The organism is Streptomyces sp. NWU339 (genome assembly GCF_003143855.1).
In the GTDB taxonomy this organism is placed as follows: domain Bacteria; phylum Actinomycetota; class Actinomycetes; order Streptomycetales; family Streptomycetaceae; genus Streptomyces.
Map to the genome: position 1 here is coordinate 16,148 of NZ_QFRK01000034.1, position 24,056 is coordinate 40,203.

A 24,056-nucleotide genomic window follows, 5' to 3' on the forward strand; every position below is an offset into this window, starting at 1 on the left:
GCGAGCCGCCCTTGGTCCGGCCTCCCCTCACCGGGTGATCACGGAAGCGGACGGCCGGGACGACGGACCTCCGCACACTCGGACAAATCGGGATACTCGAACGTACGATGGGCGGGACCCGGCGCGGTGCCGCAAAGGTGCACCGGGCCGCCTGTCCGACCACGCGGGGTGGCAGACGCATGGCACAGGCCGTGGAGCCGACGCGGACCGTCATCATGACCGTGGACGACGACCCGGGGGTCTCCCGCGCCGTCGCCCGGGACCTACGACGGCGCTACGGCGCCTCGTACCGGATCGTGCGCGCGGAGTCCGGCGAGTCCGCGCTGGACGCGCTGCGCGAGCTGAAACTGCGCGGCGACCTCGTCGCCGTCATCCTGGCCGACTACCGCATGCCGCAGATGAACGGTATCGAGTTCCTCGAACAGGCCCTGGACGTGTACCCGGGCGCGCGGCGGGTCCTGCTGACCGCGTACGCGGACACCAACGCGGCGATCGACGCGATCAACGTCGTCGACCTGGACCACTACCTCCTCAAGCCCTGGGACCCGCCCGAAGAGAAGCTCTATCCGGTCCTGGACGACCTGTTGCAGGCCTGGCGAAGCAGTGACTACCGGCCGGTGCCCAGCACCAAGGTGGTCGGGCACCGCTGGTCGGCGCGGTCGTCCCAGGTGCGGGAGTTCCTGGCCCGCAACCAGGTGCCCTACCGCTGGTACTCCTCCGACGAGCCCGAGGGCAGGCGGCTGCTGGCCGCCGCCGGGCAGGACGGACAGCGGCTGCCACTGGTGGTCACCCCGGACGGCACGCCCCTGCTGGAGCCGGAGCCACCGGAGCTCGCGGCCCACGTGGGGCTGGCGACGACACCGGCGGCCGACTTCTACGACCTCGTCGTGGTGGGCGGCGGCCCGGCCGGGCTCGGCGCTGCCGTGTACGGGGCCTCGGAGGGGCTGCGGACGGTGCTCGTGGAGCGCTCGGCGACCGGCGGGCAGGCCGGGCAGAGCTCCCGGATCGAGAACTACCTGGGTTTCCCGGACGGCGTCTCCGGCGCCCAGCTGACCGACCGGGCCCGCCGGCAGGCGGCGAGATTCGGCGCCGAGATCCTCACCGCGCGCGAGGTGACGGGCCTGGAGGTCGGCGGCGCGGCCCGGACCGTACGGTTCTCGGACGGCTCGGCGGTCGCCGCACACAGCGTGCTCCTGGCGACCGGGGTGTCCTACCGGCAGCTGCCCGCGGCCGGCGCGCGGGACCTGACCGGCTGCGGGGTGTTCTACGGTTCGGCTCTGACCGAGGCGCCGTCCTGCCGGGGCCAGGACGTCTACATCGTGGGCGGCGCCAACTCGGCGGGGCAGGCGGCGATGTACCTGGCACGGGGTGCCAAGTCGGTGACCCTGCTGGTGCGGGGCTCCTCCCTGTCGGCGTCGATGTCGTACTACCTGGTCCAGCAGATCGAGGAGGCCCCCAACATCTCGGTGCGCACGGGCACCGTGGTGGAGGCCGCGCACGGCTCCGACCACTTGGAGAAGCTGACCCTGCGCGACATGGCGAGCGGGCGGAGCGAGCTGGTCGACACCCAGTGGATGTTCGTGTTCATCGGCGCGGCCCCGCTCACCGACTGGCTGGACGGCACGGTGCTGAGGGACGGGCGCGGGTTCATCCTGGCCGGGCCCGACCTCACGCCCGACGGACGTCCGCCTCCCGGCTGGGAGCTGGACCGGCCGCCGTACCACCTGGAGACCAATGTGCCCGGCGTGTTCGTCGCGGGTGACGCGCGCGCGGAGTCCGCCAAGCGGGTCGCGTCCGCCGTAGGAGAGGGAGCCATGGCCGTGATGCTCGTCCACCGGTATCTGGAGCAGTCATGAGCGGCCGGCCGATGCCGTGCAGCCCGGAGGAGATCGGCTCGCTGTTCCTGTTCGAGAAGCTGTCGGGCGAACAGCTGGGCCGGCTGTGCCGCGAGGGGCGGATCGAGCGGTTCGACCCCGGCCCCGTCTACACCGAGGGCGAGCCGGCCGCCTGCTTCTACGTGATGCTGGAGGGCACGGTGGTGCTCTCCCGCCGGGTCGGTGGAGACGACGTGGAGGTCATCCGGTCCTCGCAGCGCGGGGTTTATTCGGGCGCCATGCAGGCGTACCTCGGGGACCGGCTGCGGCAGGTCTACAACAACTCGATGCGCGTCACGGAGCCGACACGGTTCTTCGTGCTGCCCGCCGAGACGTTCGCGGACATCATGCGCGAGTGGTTCCCGATGGCGGTGCATCTGCTGGAGGGGCTGTTCTTCGGATCGAAGAGCACCCAGGCGGCCGTAGGGCAGCGGGAGCGGCTGCTGGCGCTCGGGTCGTTGTCCGCCGGGCTCACCCATGAGCTCAACAACCCGGCGGCGGCGGCCGTCCGGGCCACCGCGACGCTGCGGGAGCGGGTGGCCAGGATGCGGCACAAGCTCGCCCTCATCGCCGGAAGCTCTTTCTCCAGGGACCAGTTGGCGAACCTCATCGACATCCAGCAACGTACCGCCGAGCGGGTCGCCAAGGCACCGGTGCTCACACCGCTGGAGGTGGCCGACCGCGAGGACGCCCTCACCGACTGGCTGGAGGACCACGGCATCGAGCAGGGCTGGCAGATCGCGCCGACCTTCGTACAGGCCGGGCTCGACGTGGACTGGCTGGAGCAGGTCGCGGCGTCCGTCGGGCAGGAGATCCTGCCGGGCGCCGTGGGCTGGCTCAACTACACGGTGGAGACCGAGCTGCTCATGGACGAGATCGCGGACTCCACCACCCGGGTCTCCCGCCTGGTGGACGCCGCCAAGCAGTACTCCCAGCTGGACCGCGCCCCCTACCAGGTCGCCGACGTGCACGAACTCCTCGACAGCACGCTGCTGATGCTGTCCGGCAAGATCGGGCCGCGGATCAGGATTGCCAAGGAGTACGACCGTACGCTGCCGCGGATCCCCGCCTACCCAGCGGAACTGAACCAGGTGTGGACCAACTTGATCGACAACGCGCTCTGCGCGATGGACGGCGCGGGCGGCGACGGCACGCTGACCGTGCGCACCGCGCTCCACGACAACCAGCTTCTCGTCGAGTTCCGGGACACCGGGCCCGGCGTGCCGCCGGAGATCCGCGACCGCATCTTCGACCCGTTCTTCACCACCAAACCGGTCGGCCGGGGCACCGGTCTGGGGCTGGACATCTCCCGGCGGATCGTCGTCAACAAGCACCACGGCAGCATCGGCGTGGAGTCGGTGCCCGGCGACACCCGTTTCCGGGTACTGCTGCCCCTGGCCGCCGTCGAACCCGACGGAACGGCACTCTCCTCCGCCGCGTCCGACGGGCCGCCGCTCACGTCCGAGGACCGTACGACATCCCAGGAGCCGGCATGACCAGCGACACCGGAATCGACCCCAGCGTCCCGCCCAGCGGCACCGCCTGCGTCGAGTGCGACGCCGCAGGCGGCTGGTGGTTCCATCTGCGGCGCTGCGCGCAGTGCGGCCACATCGGCTGCTGCGACGACTCCCCCGGCAAGCACGCCACCGCCCACCACCGGGCCACCGGGCACCCGGTGATCCGCAGCTACGAGCCGGGCGAGGGCTGGTTCTGGGACTACGACACGAACGAGCTGTACGAGACCGGCCCCGAACTCGCGCCGCCGGTGAGCCACCCGGCGGACCAGCCGGCGCCCGGCCCGGCGGGCCGCGTCCCCGCGAACTGGGCGGACGTGCTGCGCTGAGCCGTCCCGAGCTGCCCTGCGCCTGCCGAAAAGCTCATCCGCCTGGCGGATCAAGCCATAACACGCGGTCGCACCTGTGCAGACGGTATGGGTGCGCCGGACCAGCTCCTGCAGGTAGGGACGGAGCTCGACGGGCGGGGACTGCGAGGCGGCCGGGAGACGAGCCGTACGGTCAGTGTGGCCCGGGCCGCCGTTCGACCCGCCCTCGACGGGTCGAACGGTGGCTGCGCGGTGTGCGGGGGACGGCTCAGCAGCCGCCGCAGTTGTAGTACGTGACGTCCCAGTGRTTGCTCTCTTCGGCGTAGATGTTGCCGGAACCGGAACGCCACTGCYGGGCGCCGTCTCCGCGTACCCCGATGTAGGCGAAGTTGTTCTTGATGTAGTTCCCGAGGCACGTGTACTTGCTGTAGTCGAGCTTGTAGCCGTTCCAGTGCGAGTACGTCCCRGARGCRTGGCCCGTCTCGGTGCCGCCGGTGACGTTCAGKGCGCAGCCGCTGGCCCGCTTGAGGGTCTGGGCGCCCTGGGCGGWGGCRAGGTTGAGCTGTTCGAACGACGTGCATGTCGAGACGTTGCGRTTCGAGCAGTTGCCGGAGGACGACCAGGTGATGCCCACCYCRCGGAACATCGAGGTCGCGGTGGCATGRCTGATCTTCGTGGCGGCGGACGCCTCGCCCGCCGTGCCGATGACGGCGGCRCCGGGGGCGATGACCAGGGCGAGAGCGATCAGRACCGAGCGGATCCTCGGGAACCTCAGAGCCTTCACGGCCTTCATGTGCGAACCTTCCTGCTGGGGGCCAGGTTTCCTTGGGGGGTGGCTGTGCAGGTGGTGCACGCAGATCATGGCGGATGTCTACGCGCGTCCGCCAGAGGGCGGACGGTATCCGTCCGCAGGCACGCGGGGAGGCGCAGTGTCATGTCGTGTGCCGAACTGCTCGTGCTGCGGCACGAGAATGCGGTGCTGCGACGCCAACTCCATGCACCCGTGCGGTATGAACCAGCGAACCTGCCGTGGCTCGCGGCCTTGTTCTTGCTGCTCCCCCGCCGCCGCTGGACGCAGGTCTTCCCCCGTCAGGCCGGGCACGCTGACCGCTCCGGATCTGATGGAGGCTCGATTCCCCGAGAGGATCGAATCATGGCCCGCCCGTCCCCTATCCTGCCGAGCTTCGCGAGCGTGCGGTCCGCATGGCTGCGGAGGTCCGCCCCCACCACCCAACCGAGTGGGCCGCGATGAAGGCGGTCGCCGCGAAGCTGGGCATCGGTTCCGCCGAGACGGTGCGGACCTGGGTCCGCAAGGACGAGGTCGACGCCGGCCGACATCCCTGGGTGACTTCGGAAGAGGCCGCGGAGATCAAGCGGCTGAAGGCCGAGAACGCCGAGCTGCGCCGGGCCAACGAGGTCCCCGAAGCGGCCGCGGCTTTCCAGGCCCTGGCACGGCCTGGCCGACGTCGAACTCAGCACCACGGAATGGGGCGACTGGTTCAACGACCAGCGCCCCCACACCGCCATCGGAGACATCCCGCCCCACGAGCACGAGACCAACCACTACGCTCAACACCAGCCCCAACCGGCGGCTGGAGTCAACACATAGAGCCTCCACCGATCCCGGAGCGGTTCACCCGGTCAGTTGAGACCGAGGAGGGGCTGGGCCGACAGGGCGTCGTTGTCCGGATTTACGACGGGGCGCCCGGCGGGTAGGTGAAAGCGGGTGTCCGGGGTGGGATGCTGCAGGGGGGACCCCGGCCCGATTCCAGCGGGCCGGGGTCTGTGTGCTGCGCCGGGGCGGCGATCCGGTCAGCGTCCGCCGAATCCTTCGTCCCCGCCGTGCTTGCCGAAGTGGTGGACGACCCGGAAGCTGCCCACCACTCCGTTCTTGACGAAGACGCCGCCCCTGACGTGGCGGGGGTGCACGCCGTCGCTGGAGCTGTGCGGTCCGACGGTGGCGATGGGGGCGCCGTTGTCGCAGGTGGCCCCGCGGAAGACCTCGACGGTCCTCCGGCTGTCGTTGCGGATGTTCAGGCTGCGGGAGCCCAGACCGCTCACGACGGTGATGCAGTCGCCCGGGTGGGCCGAGTAGGAACGCTCGTTGATGTGGATCCGGCCTTCGAAGCGCCTTCCTTCGTTGTCCTTGCCCTCGAAGTCCCGGTCTTCGTTGTCCTTGCCCTCGAAGTCCCGGTCTTCGTTGTCCTTGCCCTCGAAGTCCCGGCCTTCGTTGTCCTTGCCTTCGCTGTCCTTGCCTCCGTTGTCCTTGCCGGAGTCGCCGCCTTCGTTGTCCTTGCCTTCGCTGTCCTTGCCTCCGTTGCCCTTGCCGGAGTCGCCGCCTTCGTTGTCCTTGCCTTCGCTGTCCTTGCCTCCGTTGCCCTTGCCGGAGTCGCCGCCTTCGTTGTCCTTGCCTTCGCTGTCCTTGCCTCCGTTGTCCTTGCCTTCGCTGTCCTTGCCTCCGCTGTCCTTGCCTCCGCTGTCCTTGCCGGAGTCGCCGCCCGCGGGGGCCGAGGCGGGGGCGGCCGCCTGCTGGACCGCGGGGGCGGCCTGGGCCGGCTCGTAGGCGGACGCCGAGGCGTAGGTGATACCGGTGGCGGCCAGAGCCGCGACGGCCGCGGTAGCGACGGTGGAACGGGTAATCATCACGCGCTTCTCCTGTCTCGGGAAATCGACTGGCCAGCCGACTCGTGATGAACGTACTGACCGATTCCCATATCTGTCATATCGAGAGATAAGGGAAAGTCGGTAAATTGACTCCAATCGGGTTACAGTGGGGGGCATCCGTGCGCCGCGCCATGGCGTGCTGACGGGTAACCAGATGAGTTTTCCTGTAGTGGACTTGATGCCCCGATACGCTGTCCGGGGGACTTTTCCGGCGCCTGCTCACCCGCAGCCTGTCGTCCGTTGACACATCGGGTGAAACCGGTACCCCCGTCGTGCTGCCGGGCCGCGGGCGGGGTGCTCGAGCGCGTGGGCGGGCCGGTGGGATTTCTCGGCCCGGTTGTTCAGACCCTTGCGGGAACGGTGTTCCAGGGAGGGCATGACCGCGCAGTGGGCCGCGCCGTAGGAGCGGAGCGTGTCGGCGCCCCTCACCCACGGCACCGAGCAGGTCTTCTTCAGCAGCCTGCGGAAGAACCGCCTGACCGCAGTGGTGTCCCGCCGGTTCTGCACGGGGATGTCCAGCACCACCCCGTCCTGGTCGACAGCCTGTCACAGGTACTTCAACCCGCCGTTGATCTTCATGAAAGCCTCGTCCAGGTGCCACGGGTCGCCCGGCCTCGCACGCCGACGGCGCAGGCCTGCCCGGACCTGGCGCACCAGCGGCGGACCGTCTCACAGGAGACGACGACACCGCGCTCGAGCATCGGTTCCTCGACCTCGCGGAACGACAGCGGAAAGCGGAAGTACAGCCACACGCAGTGGGCAATAGCCTCGGCCGGGTACCGGTGCCCCTGTACGACGGCGGCGCGGACGACACGAGTGAACCCCTCTCCGGCACGATCAACCCCAAGATCGTTCCAGGCCGGTCAGCCGACGTGGCAACGCCGTTTAGCCTGATCGGGCCCTGTGCCTAGGCCCCGTACGGGGCACCTCCCCACCCGCTGCGGTACGCCGCGCCTTCTCCCGGGCACCTCTCCTCCACACCTGACCGACGGAGATAGGAGGTCCCATGCCGCAGGAGGCTGCCGAGGCGGTCGATCCGAAAACCGATGCGGACGAAGAGGCACTGGAGCGTGCCATCGCAGCGGGCCGGTCCGGCGCTCACCCCGGCGGGACGGACAATTCGAGCCCGCAAAACGCTCTGACCCGGGCCGACGGAAGCCCGGCTGCCCGCAGGCAGCCGAGCGGGGAGTAGGAGGCACGCCGTGGCGCTGAGGTTCAAGAACAACTACGAGCGCGAAATCTGGGCGATGGTCGAGCGGTACCAGCCCAACTGCTCGGCCAGCAGCAACTGGCTGAAGGAGGGCTGGTGGCGGATCGGCCCCGGGGAGACCGCCGTCGTCTACGGCGGTGACGCAAAAGCCGTCAACCCGATCTGGTACTGCTACGCCTACGCGGGCGACGGCACCGAGTGGCGGGACAAATACCAGGAGACGGTCCCGCACAGTGTCTTCGAGTGGTGTTCGAACGTCTCGGACTCGAGCTCGCGGACAATCCTCATGCTGGAGTTCATCGTGACCGCCCCGGACTTCACGTTCAACTTCAACCCGTAGCCGACCGATCCGGGCCGTCCGGAGTGCCGCGCAGGCGTTCGAGCGCGTCGGAGATACTCAAGACAGCGCGCCACCGTCGCACCAGGGGCACCGGTACCCGGCCGAGGCTATTGCCCACTGCGTGTGGCTGTACTTCCGCTTCCCGCTGTCGTTCCACGAGGTCGAGGAACCGATGCTCGAGTGCGGTGTCGTCGTCTCCTGGGAGACGGTCCGCCGCTGATGCGCCAGGTCCGGGCAGGCCTGCGCCGTCGGCCTGCGAGGCCGGGCGGCACGTGGCACCTGGACGAGGTCTTCATCACGATCAACGGCGGGCAGAAGTGTCTCTGGCGCACGGTCGACCAGGACGGCAACGTGCTGGACATCCTCGTCCAGAACCGGCGCAACAGGGCCGCGGCCCGGCGCTTCTTCCGTCTGCTCCTCAAGGGAATCGGGGCCGTGCCGAGGGTGATCGTCACGGACAGGCTCCGTTCCTACGGGGCTGCTCACCGCGAGGTCATGCCCTCGGTCGAGCACCGCTCCCGCAAAGGCTTGAACAACCGGGCCGAAAACTCCCGCCGGCCCACGCGGCAGCGCGAACGCGCCGTGAAAGGCTTCCGCTCCGTCGGCGCCGCACAAAGATTCCTGGCCGCGTTCAGCGGCATCCCACCCCACTTCCGGCCCCGCCGGCACCGGACGCCCGCCCCCTCCACGCCCTGACGCGCTCTCAATCGCTCAACACCCCACCAACGTGACAACGCCCACCGTGGGGTCCGCCGTCGATCCCAAGCTGCGCTCCAGCTTCTGCAGCAGTGCGGCCAGTTGTACCCGCTCCTTCGGCTTCAGCCCCGCCAGCATGGACCGCTCGTTCTCCAGGTGCTCCGCGAACAGGGTGTCGATCAGCTTGAGCCCCGCCGGAGTGAGCCGGCAGTGCACCACCCGGCGGTCCTTCACGTCCCGTTCCCGGACGATCAGCCCGTCGCCCTCCAGCCGGTCCAGTCGCAGCGTCACGCCGGCGGACGAGATCAGGCTTGTCGCCGCCAGCTCACCCGCCGTCAGACGGTACGGTTCCCCGGACCGCCGCAGCGCAGCCAGCACATCGAACCCGGCCAGCGACAGCCCCGCCGCGGCCACCGGTTTGCTCGTCCGCGACTGGTACAGCAGGAAGGACCGGTGTAGGCGTCCCAGCACTTCGATGGGGGACGGGTCGAGATCCGGCCGCTGCCGGTGCCACTCCTCGATGATGCGCGACACCGCGTCGGCGTCCGTGCTGCTCTGAGCCCTGTCGGCCACAGCGGTCTCCTCCTGGTGATTCCTTATGGGTGAGTAACTATTCCCTTAATGGTTTCGGGCGGGCGCCCGGATGTGAGAAGGGCAGGACGACCTCGGAAATCGGGACCTCCGGCCCTCCTGCCGTCGGGAAGAGCGGGGCCTGCGGGGTGCGCGCGACAGCCTTCAGGCGTTGAGCTCCTCGAGCGTCCTGCCCTTGGTCTCCTCTGCGAAGCAGGCGACGATCGCGCCCACCGCGGCGACGACCGCCAGTTGGATGAAGATGACGTTGAGGCTCGCTCCGGAGGCGATGATCGCGCCGACCGCGATCGGGCCGAAGATCACACCGAGGCGGTTCCACACACCGCCGAACGCGGCGCCCTTGGCACGGTTGCGCGTCGGGTACAGCTCCGGCGAGTAGAGGTAGAGCGAGGCGTTGATGACGAAGATGAAGAAGGTGGTGCAGGAGGCGAAGAGCGCGACCTGACCGCCGGAGGTGGCACCGGCGACAGCGAGCGCAGCCAGCGCGGCCGTGGTGCCGATCAGCGCGGTGAGCAGCAGCGGCTTGCGGCCGATGCGGTCGACCACCAGCGCGGCGATCAGCGTGCCCAGCAGACCGGTGGCGTTGCTGATCAGGGAGTAGATCAGCGCGGTGGCGAGGTCCAGCCTGAACTGCTTGGTGTAGAGCGACGGCAGCCAGGTGATGATGCCGTGGTTCACGTAGTAGGCCACGAACCACATGGTCGACAGGATGACGGTGCGCCGCAGGTAGCGGCCATGGAAGATCTCGCGCAGGCGGCCGCGGGACTCCTCGGCCGGGATCTCCAGGGAGGGCTTGGGCAGCGGCTCCTTGGCCGAGGTCCGAACCTCGGCCTCGATCTTGGTGATGACCTCCTCGGCTTCCTCCAGGCGTCCCTGGGAGGCCAGCCAGCGCGGCGACTCGGGCACCTTGCGGACCAAGAACAGCGCCAGCAGCACCGGCAGGCCGCCGATCAGGAACATCGCCTGCCAGCCGAGGTTGGGGACGACCCAGACGGCGGTCAGGGAGGCCGCCGAGAGACCGGCGGGGAAGATCAACTCGTAGAGCAGCACCAGCTTGCCGCGGTTGTCAGAGCGGGCGATCTCGTTGATGTAGGTGGCGGCGATGGGCACCACGCCGCCGATGCCGATGCCCTGGACGAAGCGGAAGCCTGCGAACATCTCGATGTTGGCGGAGCAGGCCACCGCGATGCTGGCGAGGCCGGTGATCAGCACGCCGAGGGCGACGGTGCGCACCCGGCCGATCTTGTCGCCGAGCCAGCCGGCGCCGAACGCGCCGACCAGCATGCCGACCGAGGCGGCGGTGACGGCGAAGGTCGCCTGACCGGTGGAGAGGTTCCACTGCTCGGTCAGGACGGGCAGTGCGGAGGCGGCGAGCAGTAGGTCGAACCCCTCGAAGAAGGTGACGGCGCCGATCAGGAAGCGGACCTTGACATGCCACCGCGAGTGCGGCAACCGTTCGAGTCTCGCAGCAATGGAGCCCAAGCCCAGGCTTTTTCCTGTGGCCACGGTCGACATGGGAATCCTTCCGCGCGCAGTGCGGGAGTCAGCAGAGATGCCGCGACCCTAGGTGGCGTTACCTAAGCGGTCAATAATTCAGCACTTAAACATACGGCGGGAAGAGCCATACTCTCGCATCGTCGCCCCGAGCCTTGCGCAGAGCCGTTTCAGGGCGGGCCGGAGTCACCCGCGGCCCAAGATTCGGACCCGGCCCGCGGGCGGTGGTCAGCGCGTGTGGTGCTGTCACGTTGTCGGGTACGTGGCTGTCTGACGGCGCGCCGGGCGTGGTGGCCCGCGGTCCGGGCCTGGTCTCGGCCTGCTCGCGGTTCTGCCGCCGCGGACGGCGCACCTCTTCCCGTTCCGCGCTCGTCAGCTCGCCCGGCGCCCCCTGGCCCGCGGTCGATCGTGTCCTGCTCGACCCGGTTCCGCAGTCCCTCGACGCTGACCCCGGTCTCCCGGGCGACCTCGGTGACGGTCTTGCCGGAGGACCGGACCAGCGCGACCGCGTCGCGCTGGTCCGGTCCTCCGTATACCGCCTGCTGCGGTTGCTCTCGCTTCCCACCTGGCGCTACTTCCTCTGGAACCCCACGTCCCGGTCTCCAGGTGTCCAACATCAAGGGGAAGCTTCAGTTCGACCTGAGTGGGATGGGACGCGTGTGACCAGTGCCATGCGGTCCAAGGTGACCAGGGGTGACCGACGCCCGCACAGTCCGTTGCTCCGTGCGGACGACATGCGCGCGGGGTAGCTTTTTGAAGGAAGGTGAGGTTCTCCGGACAGCTTTGCAGGCACCGGGCCTCATTCGCGAAGATCAATTCTTCCTGCAGGATCTTTGACGTGCGTCGTACACCTCTTTGCATTCGCAGGGGTGAGCACCAGCCGATCCCCTTCTTCGAAGGCGTGCCCCGCGCTTCGAGTGCCGTAGTGGCACCGGCTTCAGGGCCTGCAGCTTCTCGTCTCTGAAATGGAGCTCGGGATGAAAGTTGTCGTTGATCTTTCCCGCTGTCAGGGGTACGCGCAGTGCGCGTTCCTGGCCCCGGACGCGTTCCGGATGCACGGCGAGGAAGCGCTGATGTACGACCCGAACCCCGACGACGCCCGGCGCGAGCAGGTGCTGCGCGCCGCGGCGGCCTGTCCGGTCCAGGCGATTCTGGTCGACCGGTTGGAGGGTCGGGAAGCACCGGTGGAGGCGTCTGCGTCATGACCAGCGCCGAGAACCTGCAAGCGTTCAAGCGCGACGGCCGCATTGTGGTCGTCGGGGCGTCACTGGCGGGACTGCGGGCCGCTGAGGCGCTGCGCGGCGAGGGTTTCACCGGCTCGTTGACCATGATCGGCGACGAGTCGGGCGAGCCCTACGACCGGCCGCCTCTGTCCAAGCAGGTACTGACCGGGTGGGTTCCAGCCGACGGCACCACGCTGCCGCGACGCCGTGACATCAACGCGGAGTGGCTGCTGGGCGTGCCCGCCGGCGGGCTGGACCTGGCCACCAACCACGTGTGTCTCGCCGACGGACGCGAGATTCCCTTCGACCGCGTCCTGATCTCCACCGGGGTGCGGGCCCGGCCTTGGTTCGTCGAGAGCGAGGCAGCCCTGGGCGGCGTGTTCGTCGTGCGAACACGCGAACACGCCGAGGGCCTGCAACGAGCCCTCGCTGCCGGACCCTCCCGCGTACTGGTCATCGGTGCCGGATTCACCGGCTCCGAGATCGCCTCCATCTGCCGCGAGCGGGACATCCCGGTGACCGTCGCCGAACTCGCGCCGGCCCCACTGGTCGGGGCGCTCGGCGCCATGATCGGTGAGGTCGCGTCGGACATGCAGCGTGCCCACGGTGTCGACCTGCGCTGCGGCGTCAAGGTCACCCGGCTGGAGGGCGACGCGCAGGGGCACTTCCGCCGTGCCCACTTCGACGACGGCAGCACGATCGACGCCGACGTGGCCGTGGTGGCACTCGGAGGCATCCGCAACACCGAATGGCTGCGGGGCTCGGGACTGGCGGCAGGCCCATGGGGGATCGCCTGCGACACGGGCTGCCGCGCCCTCACCCTCGACGGCCTGGTCACCGACGACGTCTTCGTCGCCGGTGACGTGGCGCGCTGCCCGAACCCGGTCTACGAGTACCGGCTCATCTCGCTGGAGCACTGGGCCAACGCCGTGGAACAGGCCGAGGTCGCGGCACACAACATGGTCAGCGGCCAGGCGGACCGCTGGCCCCACCTGTCCATCCCGGTGTTCTGGTCGATCCAGTTCGGCGTCAACATCAAGTCCGTCGGTGTGCCGACCTTCGCCGACGAGGTGGTCGTCACGCAGGGGTCGGTGTCCGACCGCCGTTTCGTGGCCGCGTACGGATATCAGGGCCGTGTCACCGCGGCGGTGAGCTTCAACAACGCGAAATGGCTGGACCACTACCGGAAGTTGATCGAGACGGCCGCACCTTTCCCCCCGCCCTGCCCCACGCCCGACCAGCCCGTCGACATGAAACCCGTGCCCGTCGACTTCCCCGGCCCCGTCCTGCTCGCCCAGGGAGCCACGGTGGTCGTCACCGGGCACGACCCGGGTGAGCGGCGGGTCACGGCCGCGCAGCAGCACCACCGGTAGGAGGGAGAGCGAGATGACCACGACCGAGACGCCCGACACGCTGCACCGGATCCTGGACTACTCCTCCCGGGCCGACCCCTACCCGCTGTACGCCGAGCTGCGCGAGACGCCGGTGGCCCGGCAGGAGGACGGCAGCTACGTCGTCAGCACCTATCGTGAGCTCACGGAGCTACTGCACGACCCGCACCTGAGCTCTGACGTCCGCCATCTGTCCCGCCCGATGCCCTCGGCCGCGGGAGGGGGCACGCCGGCGTTCATCAACATGGACCCGCCCGAACACGACCGCCTGCGGCGTATGGCGATGCGCCATTTCGGCCCCCCGCACACCCCGGGGCTGGTGGCCGGCATGGAAGGCGACCTGTCCGCCATCGTCAGCGGTCTGATCGACGACTTCGCGGGCAAAGAGCAGATCGACATCGTGGACGACTTCGCCTACCCGTTTCCCGTCACTGTCATCTGCCGCCTGCTCGGCGTGCCGCGCGAGGACGAACCGCGGTTCCACCTCTGGGTGAACGACATCGTCAACTCGATCGACTACAACCCCAAGACCGACCCGAAGGAAAAGCTGGAGAGCGGCGTGCAGGCCCGCGAGGACCTGCGCCAGTACCTCGGCGGGCTGCTGGAGCAGCGCCACGATCGGCCGGGCGAGGACCTGTTGACACGGCTGGCCAACGACGACGGGCCCGATGGGCGGATGACCGACGACGAAATCGTGGCCACCGCCAACCTGCTGCTGATCGCCGGCCACGAGACCACCGTCAACCTCATCACCAACGGCATGCTGACGCTGCTGCGCCACCCGCAGGTGCTGCAGCGACTGCGCGACGAACCGGGCCTGGCCGTGCCGCTGGTCGAAGAACTGCTGCGCTACGAGCCGCCCGTGCACATCATTCCCTGGCGGGCGGCGTACAGCGACATCACCGTCGCCGACACCGTCATCCCCAAGGGCTCGCAGATCATGCTCATGCTGGCCTCGGGCAGCCGCGATCCGAACCGCTTCCACGATCCCGACAGTTTCGACCCCGACCGGCGTGACAACCAGCACCTCGGCTTCGGCAGCGGCATCCACCTGTGCTTCGGCGGCCCCCTGGCCCGGCTGGAATCCCAGATCGCGCTGAGCGAGCTGGTACAGCGCCTCGATCGGCCCAGCCTGGTTGCCGACCCGCCGCCGTACCGGCGAAGCCCCGTCCTGCGAGGACCCATTCATCTCCCCATTGAGCAGAGCTGATGATGGAACGCGGTAGTAGCGCGCTTCCGGCCCGGCGGCGGGCTGCGCAGCAGATCGATGGTCGCCGGCGGTGATCGACTCCAGTCACACTCCGCAGCACACGACAGGCCCTGCCTCGTCACGAGCGGTGATCGTGACGAGGCCCTGGTGACGTGTCTCGCGAGGACGTCGCCACGATCCTCGCGGTGGTCGACCCGGCACTGTTGTCCGATCATCCGTGGCCATCGCCGTGACCACCCCTGCAGGCTTGTCAGCCGGAGGCGGTGTCGACGGCGCGATACAGCAGCGGGTCGGGTGCCCGGCCTGTGGGGTGCCAGAAGTAACGCATAGCCTTTGAACAGGCACTTTGCARCCCCGCTCGATCATGRCAGGGTCGGGCTGCATGGCGTTGCGCGTGCTCTRCCTGGTCTTCCTGAGGCTTCTCGGACTGTTCCTGCTGTKGTCGCGGTCGGAGGAGGCCAAGAACGTTGAACTGSTCGCGCTGCGCCACGAGGTCGCGGTGCTGCGCCGCCGACTCGGCGTCCGGCCGCGCCTCACCTGGCCGGACCGCGCCGCGCTCGCAGCTCTGACCCGGTACCTACTGGGCAGGCTGCGCCGGTACCGCCTGGTCAGCCCCGGTGCCCTCCTGGCCTGGCACCGACGTCTGCTGCGCTGGAAGTGGGAGCAGAAACCCGCACGCACCGGCCGACCGCCGATCCCCGAGGAGCTCACCGCCCTGATCCTGCGCCTGGCCAGAGAGGGCCCCGCGCGGGGCTCGACCCGCATCCAGGGCGAGCTGCGCCGTCGGTGGTCCCGGCCCGGCGACAAGTGGCCCTACCTTGTTCCTGGGTTCGCCCCAGCCGTTCGTAGGGTTGTGGTGCCCAGGGGGCCGGGTGTGGCTGACAAGTGGCTGCACCTGGACTAGGTCTTCATCAAGATCAACGGCCGGTTGCACTACTTGTGGCGGCCGTGGGCCAGGACGGGAACGTGTCGGACATCCTGGTCCAGCCCCGGCGCGGCGCGAAGGCGGCACTGCGGTTCCTCCGCCGGCTCCTGAAGGATCTGGAGTCCGTGCCGCGGGTGATGGTGACCGACACGCTCCGCTCCTACGGCGCAGCCCACTGCCAGGTCATGCCCTCCGTGGAGCACCGCTGTCACCAGGGCTTGAACGACCGGACCGAGAACTCTCACCAGCCGACCCGCCGGCGCGAGCGCGCGATGAAACGCTTCACCTCACCCGGCCACGCGCAGCGGTTCCTGTCCCTGCTCAACGGCGTCTCATCCCGCTTCCGACCCGGACGTCACCGCCCGGCCGAGCCGTCACCCCGACGAGCCGTCAGCACCACCCGACCCGACAACGTGACGGTGCCGCTCACCGAGCGGGGAAGGCGAGCCGCAGAACGATCTCGCCGTCGTCGATCTCCCCGGTGGGCTCGAACCCGAACTTCCGGTAGAAGGGCCACGGTTCACCGCCGCCGGGCTCGTAACTGGTCAGCAACTCGGTGGCGCCGTCCGCGCGAACCAGGGCGGCGATCTGCGTGAGCGCCTCTCGGCCGATCCCTCGCTTCTGGTACCGCTTGTCGACGAGGAGGCGCCAGAGGAAGTGCCGCCCCTTGAAAGGCCCAGCCGGCGGTTTCCACGACAGCATCACGAAGCCGACCGGCTCGTCGCCACGGTACACGGCGCGGTACCAGGGATTGGCCTCCGGCGTCCTTGCCGCCTCCTTGAGCGACTTGGACACGGAGGCGACGAACCGCTTCTGGTCACGCCGGACGCGGAGAGCACGAACGGCATCCCGGTTGTCGTCAGTGATCTCCCGCAGGTGCACGCCTGGGGGCCTCATGCCGCACCCCTTCCTGCATCCGGCGGCTGCGCCGTCCGGAGCGACGTGAAACACCGCCACCGGGCGGCATCCCCCTGTGCGCATGCGTTGCCACGGACGCCAGGCTGGACCTCTTCGCAGCCTATCCGGCACAGGCGATCTGGAGCGGAACCGGCACGCCGGACTGTGACCGCCTCCGACTGAAACGGTCAGTCAACCAGTCCGAGGGCTTCGCCACGCAGATCGCCGGCGCGCTCGCGCAGCTGACGGACGCGGCGGCGGAGCGGCCGGGACCGCCGCAGCGGTCCTCCTCATGCCCCGATGGCAGTGGCCGGGGCCGACGAACTTGAGGCAGTGAGGTTTTTCCAACCGGCCTCATGCCGACGCGTGGTGGAGGACGAGAACGGCCTGGACGATTACGGAGACGTGGTCGGTGACGAGGCGAAGCCTCCGCAGGAGGCGCCGGCCTCCTGATCCGCCTCGGCAGCCCGGCTTTGGGGAGTCGAATTCTGCGATTCTCTCCGCTTCAGCGCGGGAACGGTGCTGACACACGCTCCAACGGACGCCGGATCAGGTTCTCTTCCGGGCGGAGCCCCTGTGCCGGCGACCGGACCGCGTCGGCGCGCAGCGTGTCTCACCGGCCCCTGGTCGCGGTGGCGAGCAAGGAGGCGGCAGGGCCGACGAGCTTGCGCCCCGCCGGCCACACCGCGCGCAGCATCCGGCGCAGGTCCAGCCCGGCCACCGCCACCTCGATCAGTCTGCCCTCGGCGAGGTCCGCGGCCACGGCGAGCTCGCTCATCACGGCGGGACCGGTACCGGCGATCACCGCACCCCGGACCGCGGCCGCCGACCCGAGTTCGACCAACGGCATGACCTCGCCCGCCCCGGCGCGACGAAGCGCGCGTTCCAGGGTCTCCCTGGTGCCCGACCCCCGTTCCCTGACCACCAACGGCACGGTCACCAGCTCCGCCGTGCTCAGTGAACGCCGTATGCGCGCCCACGGATGAGCCGGGGCGACCACGACCAGCAGCCGGTCCGCCGCAACCCTGCGGGTGGACAACCCGGCGGGCGCGGTCGGCGACTCGACGAACCCGACATCGATCGCTCCGTCACGCACCAGCTCTCCCACCCGCTCCGAGTTGGTCACCTGCAGGCCGACGTAGAGCTCCGGCTCGGACCGGCGCAGTTCGCCGATCCACATCGGCACCAGGTGCTCGGCGATGGTCATGCTCGCGCCCACCCGCAGTTTGGCGTCGCGCTCGCTGCGCAGGGCCTCGGCCCCGGTCAGCAAGCCGTCCAGCTCCTCGAGCACCCGCTGCGCCCACCCCCACACCACCCGGCCCGCCGGGGTGAGTGCGGAACCACGCCGGGTCCGGTCGACAAGGGTGAGGCCGAGCCGCCGTTCCAACGTGGACAGACGCTTGCTCGCCGAGGGTTGGGCTATTCCCAGCTCGGCCGCCGCCTTGCCCAGACTGCCCCGCTCACCGATCAGCACGAGCAGCCGCAGGGACTCCAGATCGGGTACCGCACTCATAGCCACAGGGTATGACGTCATGCCGAGTGCGCGGCTACCGCCGATCCGGAGCATCGCCGACGGTGGGGATCATGATGAACCCCGGCGGGACGACCGCGACCTCACCGGCATCTGCCGCCCACCCACTGCTACCCGGGCTGACCTGCGCTGTCGCGGGTACCGGCGCGGCATACGCGGTCACCTTGCTCCTGCCCGGGCTCAGTGCGCTGACCGCGGCTGTCGTACTCGGCGCCGGCGTCGGAAACCTCCCGGTGCTGCCCGCCGCGATGCGTCCCGGCCTGCAGTGGGCCACCCGCGGGCTGCTGCGCGCAGGCGTGGTGCTGCTCGGCCTGCAACTGGCCGTCGATCACGTGCTCGACCTGGGCACAGGAACCGTGCTCGCGGTCGCGCTCACCGTGGCGATCAGCTTCCTCGGCACGCTCGGCCTCGGCAGGCTGCTCGGTGTGTCGCGCGGCCTCGCGGTGTTGGTGGCCACCGGGTTCTCCATATGCGGGGCCTCGGCGATCGCGGCGATGGAGAGCGTGGTGCGCCGTGAGGACGAAGACGTCGCCACGGCGATCGCACTCGTGACCGTGTACGGCGGACTGGCGATCGTGGCCGTGCCGCTGTGCGGGCCGCTCCTCGGACTGACCGGCGTGGAACAGGGCGCGTGGGCGGGGCTGTCCGTCCACGAGGTCGCCCAGGTCGTCGCGGCCGCATCGCCGGCAGGAGCCGTGGCGGTGGCCACCGCCACGATGGTGAAGCTCAGCCGGGTGGTGCTGCTCGCGCCCATGGTGGCCGGGGTGAGCCTGGCGGAACGGCGCAACGCGTCACCCCGGCGGGACCGGCGCCCGCCCCTGGTGCCGCTGTTCGTGCTCGGCTTCCTGGCCATGGTCGCGGTGCGTACGCTGGGCGTGCTGCCCGAACCGGTGCTCGACGCATCGCGGACCGTCACCACGCTGCTGCTGGCGGGCGCACTGTTCGGACTGGGGTGCTCGGTTCGGATCGGCGCCCTGCTGCGCACCGGACCCCGGGCGCTGCTGCTCGGCCTGCTGTCCACCCTGCTCGTGGGACTCACCGCATTCGCGATGCTGCGACTGCTCGGTTAGAAACCCATGCCGGTCGGCTATGACAGCAGAGCCGGAAGACCCGTGAGCCACCTCCGCTCCGGCCTCGACGGGCATCCGGGAAGGCCGGTGCCGAGCAGATGCGACATTCGCGGCTCATATGCACACATGAGCCCGGATAAGACGCGTGGTGTGGACCTGGCTGGTGCTGCGGCCGGCCGGCTCCCCCTGGATCAGCGTGTGCGGGCGGGTGCCGCGCGGCTGGTACGTCATCGACCTGGACGCCACGATCGTGGCCTGCTCCAGGCGCAAGGAGAAGGCGACCGGCACGTTCAAGGGCACTTAGCCTCGATCCACCGACGTGCTCTGAAGGTGATCTCTTGATCGTTTTGTGAGCTGGTTTCGGTCGGTGATCGTGGATGGGCAGGTTGTTTCTGCTGGTCTGCCCAGCTTTTCCACGGTGCGGTTCCGGTCGAGCCCTGGCGGGCGGGGTGGGCAGGGGGATCAGGCCAGTGCGGGTGGGTCGTGGACGGTGTCGAAGAGGTGTGTCCAGGCTTGCTCCCAGGGCCAGTTGCAGGGCAGGTGCAGGGTGATGCGTCGTGCGGATCGCGCGATCCGGGCCGGGACCTGGACCAGGTGGGCCCGGAGGGTGGCCGTGGTGGCCTTGGCGTGGAACGCGGAGGCCAGGGAACCTGCGGCCCGCAGCAGGTTGTAGGCCATCGCCCACAGGGTCAGCCAGGCCGCGTTGGCGTGGAAGTGCCCGGACGGCAGATGGGCCAGGGCCCCGGCCTTGCTGTCCGCGATGACCTGCTCGACCACGGCGTGATGGCGGTGTTCCCGCTCGGCCTGCAGGGTTGCGGCGGGCTGGTCGGTGAAGAAGGGGTGGTAGCGCCAGACGGGAAACAGCTCGCCCTGCTCGCCCACGACGGCGGGTTTGGCCAGGTCACGGACCCGGCGCACGATCAGCCGGGCGGTGACCCGATCTGCTTTCTTCCGGCTGGCGAACGCGGTGTATTCGGGTATCTCGGCGACTTCGGCGTCCGAGATGAGTTCACCGGTCTCGGGGTCGGGGACCGCGGTCGGGTAACTGATCTGCTGCCAGGCGTCGTTGGGGATGCCGAGGACGGCCCGCTTGATGGAGGGGTTCATCCCGGTGGTGATCGAGAAGTGGGCGCCGGCCCGGTGGCAGGCGGCGATTACCCCGGCGTTGTAGAACTGAGAGTCGGCCCGCAGGATGCGCAGGCCAGTGCAGCCGGCCTCGACGGCGGTGGCCAGGGCCTCGCTCACGAATTTCGGGGCGCCCCGGGAGTCTGCTGCTTTGCCGCGTCGCATCCGCACCGTGGCGATCACCGGCCGTGCGTGCGGGGTGCAGACCGTGGCGAGGAGGGGGTGCAGGGTGCGGATGCCCTTGAACCGGCCGTACTCGGCGCCCTGCTTGGTCCGGCCGTAGACGCGTTTGTGGGTGGAGTCGACATCGATGAACGCCTTCTCTCCAGAGCCGGGCAGCAGTGGAGTGCGCGCGGCCAGCGCGGCCAGGAATCTGCGGTGCACAGCATGGAGTTGGAGGGCATGACCGTGGGTGAACGCGCGAAGGAAGATGCCGAGCGTGGACGGGGCGCGAATACCGCCGAACAGCGTCGGCATCGCCCCGTGCCGCAGCACGCGGAGGTCGTCGATGCTGTCCGCGCCCGCCGCCATGCCGGCCACGATGCTGCTGACCTTGGAGTCCGCCGCAGCCCCCGCGCCGTTCGTCGTCCCGGTCAGCTTCACCTTCTGCGTCACCAGGTCCGACAGCCCACACCGTTCGGCCAGCCGCATCACCGGAACCAGCCCGGCATGCGCAACCAGGTTCGGGTCATCGAACACAGCGGACACCGCACGTGGCGGCGTGGAAGAATGCATCCCGGAGATGCACCTCCGAACTGGTTGAGTAGAAGCCTAGAGAACTCCTATTTTCCCAGGTCAGAGTGCATCTCCACTTTCATGTCCAGGCACTGGACGAACCATCACCCGGTGGATCGAGGCTTAGGGTCACGACCCCTTGGTCGGGGGCGTGGGTGGCCGACACCCGCGAGTGCGTCGTGATGCTGCTGGGGGCGGGCAACGCCGCGGCGAACGACGTCGGCGACCGCAAGACGGTCCTGGCCCGCGCCCTGGGGCAGCTGCCGCTGCCGCCGTGGTCGAAACTGCTGATCAGGGTCGACGACGCGGTCTTCAGCCACGCCCTCCGAGATGGGCGGGGTCGACCGGCATCAGGTTCAACTGCGGCTGCAGCGTGCAGTAGACGTGGCGCCAGTAGCCCGAGGTGGCCTCGAGGACCACCACCCCGACCCGACGCTCGAGCAGCCAGGCCGGCAGGCGCCGGATCTCGGCCGGAACTGCCGCCGGCCACCGCCCGCCACCGCCCGCTGCCCGACCCACTGACCGGCGGGTGAACGCCGGTCGTCAACGGTTGCGCCGGGCGGGCGGCACGGCGCTCTCGGGTGATCGGCGTGGACACCGTGCCGATGCCGTCGCATGGTCACCTCGACCAGGCCCCCCGGGCGCAGAAGAACGAAGCTGCGCCGAACAGGCCGGTCCCCGAGCGCGCCTGTCTCCCGATGCCTGACCTCGTTAGTAAATCGCTCCAAGTTCGATCATTTTTGGGATGATTTTGACGAGGAGTCGCTCATACTGCTGACCCTGTACGAGCGCGAGCGCCTGATGATTTACACCGCGTCGAAACTCGCGGAGGAGCGCAAGGCCCGCGGGCTTCGCCTGAATCTGCCGGAGGCCACCGCTGTGATCACCTCATACCTTCTGGAAGGGGCGCGCGACGGTCGGTCGGTGGAGGATCTGATGGAGCGCGGACGTGGCCTCCTCCGCCGCGAGGAGGTCATGGACGGCGTGCCGGACATGCTCAGCCAAGTGCAGGTCGAGGCGACGTTCCCGGACGGTACGAAACTGATCACTGTGACGGGGCCGATCTCGTGAACCGCAGCGAACACCCCAGCGACGACCCGGGCGGACCGACGAGACGCGGCTCGGTGCAGCACCCCTCGAGCGGCGCCTCCGGCTCCAACCCTCCCCGTCGGCCCGGCACCGGCTCGCGGCAGGCCGAGCGCCGGCACTATGTGGGCGACCAGCCGGACATCGACGAGCCGATGATCCCCGGCGAGGTGCTGTACGTCGACGAACCGGTGCGGATCAACACCGGGAAGCCGGTCACCACGCTCCGCGTGGCCAATACCGCTGACCGCCCCGTGCAGGTCGGTTCGCACTTCCACTTCGCCGAGGCCAACGCCGCTCTGGAGTTCGACCGGGAAGCGGCCTGGGGCCGGCGGCTGAACATCATGTCCGGCGGCTCGGTGCGATTCGAACCGGGAGCCGTGGAAGAGGTCGAACTGATTCCCATCGGCGGCCGCCGCATCGTGCGCGGCCTCAGGGGCTTGTGCGGGGGTGCGCTGGATGGCTGACATCAGCCGGCGGGAGTACGCCGCATCATTCGGGCCGACCACCGGCGACCGTATCCGGCTCGCCGACACCGACCTCTTCATCGAGGTCGAGGAGGACCGCTGCGGAGGCGGCGACGAAGCGGTCTTCGGCGGTGGCAAGTCGCCCCGGGAGTCCATGGGGCAGTCCGGCGCGACCCGCGCCGAGGGCACACCGGACATGGTCATCACCGGAGCTGTCGTGCTCGACCACTGGGGAGTGGTCAAGGCCGACGTCGGCATCCGCGACGGGCGTGTCGTCGCGCTCGGCAAGGCCGGCAACCCCGGCACGATGGACGGGGTCCACCCGGACCTGGTCATCGGCCCGTCCACGGAGATCACGGTCGGCAACGGCATGATCCTCACCGCCGGAACCATCGACACGCACGTCCACTTCGTCGACCTGGACATGTTCGAGGTGGCACTCGCCGCGGGTACGACGACGTTCGTCGGCGGTGGCACAGGGCCGACCGAGGGGTCGAAGGCGACTCTCGCGACCCCCGGCGCCTGGTGGCTGGAGCGCATGCTCCAGGCGTGCGAACCGTGGCCGGTGAACGTGCTGTTCCTCGGCCGGGGCAGCACGGTCTCCTCCGATGCGCTGTGGGAACAACTGCGCGGCGGCGCCGGCGGCTTCAAGATCCACGAGGACTGGGGTTCGACGCCTGCCGCGGTCGACACCGCGCTGACGGTCGCCGACCAGGCCGGAGTCCAGGTGGCCATCCACAGCGACACCCTCAACGAAGCGGGTTTCGTCGAGGACCTGCTCGCCGCAGTGGCCGGGCGCACCTTCCACTCTTTCCACACGGAGGGGGCGGGCGGAGGTCACGCGCCGGACATCATCCGCATCGCCGGGGAGCCCCACGTGATGCCGGCCTCGACCAACCCGACTCGCCCGTTCACCCGGAACACGGTGGCGGAAGCACTCGACATGGTCATGGTCGCGCACCACCTGAACCCGAAGATCCCCAACGATCTCGCGTTCGCCGAGAGCCGGCTGCGGCTGACGACCATCGCCGCCGAGGACGTCCTGCACGACATGGGCGCTCTGTCCATCATGTCGTCGGACGCCCAGGCCATGGGACGCGTCGGTGAGGTGGTGACCCGCACCTGGCAGACAGCGCACCAGCTGAAGAGGTTGCGTGGCTCACTGCCCGGTGACGGGCACGCGGACAACCACCGCGCCCGGCGGTACGTGGCCAAGTACACGATCTGCCCGGCAGTGGCGCACGGGCTCGACGGCGAGATCGGTTCGGTCGAGCCGGGCAAGATGGCGGACCTGGTGCTGTGGCAGCCCGCGCTGTTCGGCGTACGTCCCACAGTGGTCTTCAAAGCGGGCATGGCAGCCTGTGCCGCACTCGGCGACCCGAACGTTTCCATCCCCACCCCCCAGCCGGTGCTGACCCGGATGGGATACAACGTCCGCACCCCGGCGGCGGCCGGTGCTGTCGCCTTCGTGTCACCCGCGGCGATCGAGGACGGCCTGGCCGACCGACTCGACATCCGCAGGAAACTAGTCCCGGTGGACAACGTCCGCGGACGGGGCAAACAGGACCTGCCCGAGAACACCGCGACCCCGAGAATCGACGTGGACGCCGACACCTACAGTGTCCGCGTGGACGGGGAACTCATCGAGCACGAACCCGCCGACGAGGTGCCGATGGCACAGCGCTACTTCCTGTTCTGATGCGCG

The 24,056-nt window shown here is 69.4% G+C and carries 21 protein-coding genes and 4 pseudogenes; 16 read left to right on the forward strand and 9 right to left on the reverse strand.

Annotation, left to right across the window (positions count from 1 at the left end; translation table 11 throughout):
• The first annotated feature begins 179 nt into the window (after positions 1-179).
• The 3 genes from DIZ27_RS30445 to DIZ27_RS30455 are packed head-to-tail and all read left to right on the forward strand — an operon-like array spanning position 180 to position 3,717.
• On the forward strand, positions 180-1,856 hold the full coding sequence (locus tag DIZ27_RS30445) for an FAD-dependent oxidoreductase (protein WP_109381657.1): 1,677 nt from the start codon (positions 180-182) through the stop codon (positions 1,854-1,856).
• Positions 1,853-3,370 carry an ATP-binding protein gene (locus tag DIZ27_RS30450; protein WP_109381658.1) on the forward strand — a complete coding sequence of 506 codons (1,518 nt, stop codon included), beginning with the start codon at positions 1,853-1,855 and terminating at the stop codon, positions 3,368-3,370. Before DIZ27_RS30445 ends, DIZ27_RS30450 begins: the two co-directional genes overlap by 4 nt.
• On the forward strand, positions 3,367-3,717 hold the full coding sequence (locus DIZ27_RS30455) for a UBP-type zinc finger domain-containing protein (protein WP_109381659.1): 351 nt from the start codon (positions 3,367-3,369) through the stop codon (positions 3,715-3,717). Before DIZ27_RS30450 ends, DIZ27_RS30455 begins: the two co-directional genes overlap by 4 nt.
• 247 nt (positions 3,718-3,964) lie before the next feature.
• On the opposite strand, the gene DIZ27_RS30460 is transcribed toward DIZ27_RS30455, so the two are convergent.
• On the reverse strand, positions 3,965-4,489 hold the full coding sequence (locus DIZ27_RS30460; RefSeq protein ID WP_109381660.1) for a hypothetical protein: 525 nt from the start codon (positions 4,487-4,489) through the stop codon (positions 3,965-3,967).
• A gap of 410 nt (positions 4,490-4,899) precedes the next feature.
• On the opposite strand from DIZ27_RS30460, the pseudogene DIZ27_RS47530 reads away from it, so the two are divergent.
• Together DIZ27_RS47530 and DIZ27_RS48850 are read left to right on the forward strand one after the other, a co-directional pair.
• Positions 4,900-5,160 (forward strand): annotated as a pseudogene (locus DIZ27_RS47530) (IS3 family transposase); the annotation flags it as partial.
• Positions 5,153-5,305 carry an integrase core domain-containing protein gene (locus tag DIZ27_RS48850; RefSeq protein ID WP_109381723.1) on the forward strand — a complete coding sequence of 51 codons (153 nt, stop codon included), beginning with the start codon at positions 5,153-5,155 and terminating at the stop codon, positions 5,303-5,305. The pseudogene DIZ27_RS47530 and the gene DIZ27_RS48850, both read left to right, overlap by 8 nt.
• Positions 5,306-5,508: 203 nt before the next feature.
• On the opposite strand, the gene DIZ27_RS30475 is transcribed toward DIZ27_RS48850, so the two are convergent.
• Positions 5,509-6,339, reverse strand: a complete 831-nt coding sequence (locus DIZ27_RS30475; RefSeq protein WP_109381661.1) for a hypothetical protein — start codon at positions 6,337-6,339, stop codon at positions 5,509-5,511.
• Between the two features lie 303 nt (positions 6,340-6,642).
• Positions 6,643-7,174, reverse strand: a pseudogene (locus DIZ27_RS30480) (IS6 family transposase); the annotation flags it as partial.
• Positions 7,175-7,562: 388 nt separating this feature from the next.
• Here DIZ27_RS30480 and DIZ27_RS30485 point away from each other — a divergent pair.
• Positions 7,563-7,910 (forward strand): DUF1036 domain-containing protein, encoded by a 348-nt coding sequence (locus DIZ27_RS30485; protein WP_109381662.1) that lies wholly within the window; start codon positions 7,563-7,565, stop codon positions 7,908-7,910.
• Positions 7,911-8,019: 109 nt separating this feature from the next.
• Positions 8,020-8,606: pseudogene (locus DIZ27_RS30490) on the forward strand (IS6 family transposase).
• Positions 8,607-8,621: 15 nt separating this feature from the next.
• On the opposite strand, the gene DIZ27_RS30495 reads toward DIZ27_RS30490, so the two are convergent.
• Both DIZ27_RS30495 and DIZ27_RS30500 read right to left on the reverse strand, forming a co-directional pair.
• Positions 8,622-9,179 carry a MarR family winged helix-turn-helix transcriptional regulator gene (locus DIZ27_RS30495; protein ID WP_109381663.1) on the reverse strand — a complete coding sequence of 186 codons (558 nt, stop codon included), beginning with the start codon at positions 9,177-9,179 and terminating at the stop codon, positions 8,622-8,624.
• Between the two features lie 162 nt (positions 9,180-9,341).
• On the reverse strand, positions 9,342-10,712 hold the full coding sequence (locus tag DIZ27_RS30500) for an MFS transporter (RefSeq protein WP_109381664.1): 1,371 nt from the start codon (positions 10,710-10,712) through the stop codon (positions 9,342-9,344).
• A 956-nt stretch (positions 10,713-11,668) separates the two neighbouring features.
• On the opposite strand from DIZ27_RS30500, the gene DIZ27_RS30505 reads away from it, so the two are divergent.
• From DIZ27_RS30505 to DIZ27_RS30520, 4 genes and pseudogenes are all read left to right on the forward strand, one after another.
• Complete coding sequence (locus DIZ27_RS30505; protein ID WP_109381665.1) at positions 11,669-11,896, forward strand: ferredoxin; 228 nt, start codon at positions 11,669-11,671, stop codon at positions 11,894-11,896.
• Complete coding sequence (locus DIZ27_RS30510) at positions 11,893-13,287, forward strand: NAD(P)/FAD-dependent oxidoreductase (protein WP_109381666.1); 1,395 nt, start codon at positions 11,893-11,895, stop codon at positions 13,285-13,287. The genes DIZ27_RS30505 and DIZ27_RS30510 overlap by 4 nt, the downstream gene beginning before the upstream one ends.
• Positions 13,288-13,300: 13 nt before the next feature.
• Entirely contained in the window at positions 13,301-14,515 is a 1,215-nt protein-coding gene (locus DIZ27_RS30515) for a cytochrome P450 (RefSeq protein WP_109381667.1), read from the forward strand.
• Positions 14,516-15,338: 823 nt separating this feature from the next.
• Positions 15,339-15,823, forward strand: a pseudogene (locus DIZ27_RS30520) (transposase); the annotation flags it as partial.
• Between the two features lie 43 nt (positions 15,824-15,866).
• Here DIZ27_RS30520 and DIZ27_RS30525 read toward each other — a convergent pair.
• Both DIZ27_RS30525 and DIZ27_RS30535 read right to left on the reverse strand, forming a co-directional pair.
• Positions 15,867-16,337 (reverse strand): GNAT family N-acetyltransferase, encoded by a 471-nt coding sequence (locus DIZ27_RS30525; RefSeq protein WP_258308607.1) that lies wholly within the window; start codon positions 16,335-16,337, stop codon positions 15,867-15,869.
• Positions 16,338-16,950: 613 nt separating this feature from the next.
• Positions 16,951-17,850, reverse strand: a complete 900-nt coding sequence (locus DIZ27_RS30535) for a LysR substrate-binding domain-containing protein (RefSeq protein WP_109381669.1) — start codon at positions 17,848-17,850, stop codon at positions 16,951-16,953.
• A 71-nt stretch (positions 17,851-17,921) separates the two neighbouring features.
• Between DIZ27_RS30535 and DIZ27_RS30540 the strand changes: the two genes are divergently transcribed.
• Both DIZ27_RS30540 and DIZ27_RS45975 read left to right on the forward strand, forming a co-directional pair.
• Positions 17,922-18,938 (forward strand): YeiH family protein, encoded by a 1,017-nt coding sequence (locus DIZ27_RS30540; protein WP_219933666.1) that lies wholly within the window; start codon positions 17,922-17,924, stop codon positions 18,936-18,938.
• Positions 18,939-19,083: 145 nt separating this feature from the next.
• Positions 19,084-19,242, forward strand: a complete 159-nt coding sequence (locus DIZ27_RS45975) for a hypothetical protein (RefSeq protein WP_181383755.1) — start codon at positions 19,084-19,086, stop codon at positions 19,240-19,242.
• Positions 19,243-19,400: 158 nt separating this feature from the next.
• On the opposite strand, the gene DIZ27_RS30545 is transcribed toward DIZ27_RS45975, so the two are convergent.
• Together DIZ27_RS30545 and DIZ27_RS30550 are read right to left on the reverse strand one after the other, a co-directional pair.
• Positions 19,401-20,798 (reverse strand): IS1380 family transposase, encoded by a 1,398-nt coding sequence (locus DIZ27_RS30545; protein WP_109381670.1) that lies wholly within the window; start codon positions 20,796-20,798, stop codon positions 19,401-19,403.
• Between the two features lie 312 nt (positions 20,799-21,110).
• Positions 21,111-21,317 (reverse strand): hypothetical protein, encoded by a 207-nt coding sequence (locus DIZ27_RS30550; RefSeq protein ID WP_109381671.1) that lies wholly within the window; start codon positions 21,315-21,317, stop codon positions 21,111-21,113.
• A gap of 249 nt (positions 21,318-21,566) precedes the next feature.
• Here DIZ27_RS30550 and DIZ27_RS30555 point away from each other — a divergent pair, with 249 nt between their 5' ends.
• The 3 genes from DIZ27_RS30555 to DIZ27_RS30565 are packed head-to-tail and all read left to right on the forward strand — an operon-like array spanning position 21,567 to position 24,050.
• Positions 21,567-21,869 carry an urease subunit gamma gene (locus DIZ27_RS30555; RefSeq protein ID WP_109381725.1) on the forward strand — a complete coding sequence of 101 codons (303 nt, stop codon included), beginning with the start codon at positions 21,567-21,569 and terminating at the stop codon, positions 21,867-21,869.
• Positions 21,866-22,351, forward strand: coding sequence for an urease subunit beta (locus tag DIZ27_RS48505; RefSeq protein ID WP_309074923.1), 486 nt, complete (start codon positions 21,866-21,868; stop codon positions 22,349-22,351). Before DIZ27_RS30555 ends, DIZ27_RS48505 begins: the two co-directional genes overlap by 4 nt.
• Positions 22,344-24,050, forward strand: a complete 1,707-nt coding sequence (locus DIZ27_RS30565) for an urease subunit alpha (RefSeq protein ID WP_109381672.1) — start codon at positions 22,344-22,346, stop codon at positions 24,048-24,050. The genes DIZ27_RS48505 and DIZ27_RS30565 overlap by 8 nt, the downstream gene beginning before the upstream one ends.
• Positions 24,051-24,056 lie beyond the last annotated feature (6 nt).

Coding starts and splice junctions, on each gene's coding strand:
- DIZ27_RS30525 (WP_258308607.1), bottom strand. CDS start 16,337: ATGAGGCCCCCAGGCGTGCACCTGCGGGAGATCACTGACGACAACCGG.
- DIZ27_RS30510 (WP_109381666.1), top strand. CDS start 11,893: ATGACCAGCGCCGAGAACCTGCAAGCGTTCAAGCGCGACGGCCGCATT.
- DIZ27_RS30540 (WP_219933666.1), top strand. CDS start 17,922: ATGATGAACCCCGGCGGGACGACCGCGACCTCACCGGCATCTGCCGCC.
- DIZ27_RS30545 (WP_109381670.1), bottom strand. CDS start 20,798: ATGCATTCTTCCACGCCGCCACGTGCGGTGTCCGCTGTGTTCGATGAC.
- DIZ27_RS30565 (WP_109381672.1), top strand. CDS start 22,344: ATGGCTGACATCAGCCGGCGGGAGTACGCCGCATCATTCGGGCCGACC.
- DIZ27_RS30505 (WP_109381665.1), top strand. CDS start 11,669: ATGAAAGTTGTCGTTGATCTTTCCCGCTGTCAGGGGTACGCGCAGTGC.
- DIZ27_RS30455 (WP_109381659.1), top strand. CDS start 3,367: ATGACCAGCGACACCGGAATCGACCCCAGCGTCCCGCCCAGCGGCACC.
- DIZ27_RS30445 (WP_109381657.1), top strand. CDS start 180: ATGGCACAGGCCGTGGAGCCGACGCGGACCGTCATCATGACCGTGGAC.
- DIZ27_RS30475 (WP_109381661.1), bottom strand. CDS start 6,339: ATGATTACCCGTTCCACCGTCGCTACCGCGGCCGTCGCGGCTCTGGCC.
- DIZ27_RS30515 (WP_109381667.1), top strand. CDS start 13,301: ATGACCACGACCGAGACGCCCGACACGCTGCACCGGATCCTGGACTAC.
- DIZ27_RS30450 (WP_109381658.1), top strand. CDS start 1,853: ATGAGCGGCCGGCCGATGCCGTGCAGCCCGGAGGAGATCGGCTCGCTG.
- DIZ27_RS30500 (WP_109381664.1), bottom strand. CDS start 10,712: ATGTCGACCGTGGCCACAGGAAAAAGCCTGGGCTTGGGCTCCATTGCT.
- DIZ27_RS30535 (WP_109381669.1), bottom strand. CDS start 17,850: ATGAGTGCGGTACCCGATCTGGAGTCCCTGCGGCTGCTCGTGCTGATC.